Raw genomic sequence first — 559 nt, 5'->3', positions numbered from 1 at the left:
GAGCCACCTGCCGCATCGTTGATATTGACGCTGACGCCGGATTTGATGGCTCCGGAGGTGTTAGTGGTCATGCCTTTACCCGCCGCGCTGTTGACGTTAATCACCAGCCCCTGGGATTTAGACATGTCGTAGGCTTTGTCACTCGCTGAACCATTGGCGTTCTGGAACAGCAGACCGGTACCCGCGCCGTTGACGTTAATGGTGCCGCTGTTGGTCTGTGCCAGTGAGGCAGACGTTCGCACGCCCGCACCTTTACCCACGTTAATGGTGGTGTTGGTCAGCTGGATACCGTCGATTTCAGCCCTGTTTTCAATGCCGTTGCCGGTCCCCGTCGCGGCCATATTGATGGTCGCATCTTTCACCGTCAGACCCGCAGCACCGGTATCCAGCAGGATACCGTGCGCCGTACCGTCCGCATTCGTCGTGCCGTCACCGGTCAGATCCAGCGATGCACCGTTGGACAGGCGATAACCTGCCTTGCCGTTTGTGGCGGTGATGACGCCGGTATTATTGACCACCGAATCGGCACCAATAATATCGACTGCCGTCCCGTTGACGG

1 protein-coding gene is annotated in these 559 nt (G+C 58.1%); it reads right to left on the bottom strand.

The features are described from left to right. The coding region (locus HYQ67_RS23885; protein WP_202308670.1) for a hypothetical protein at positions 1 to 559 on the bottom strand (559 nt) is incomplete at both ends.

The organism is Dryocola clanedunensis subsp. sulfonylureivorans (assembly GCF_016756775.1).
GTDB classification, from domain to species: Bacteria; Pseudomonadota; Gammaproteobacteria; order Enterobacterales; family Enterobacteriaceae; genus Dryocola; species Dryocola clanedunensis.
This window is presented reverse-complemented; position numbering and strand designations above follow the sequence as displayed.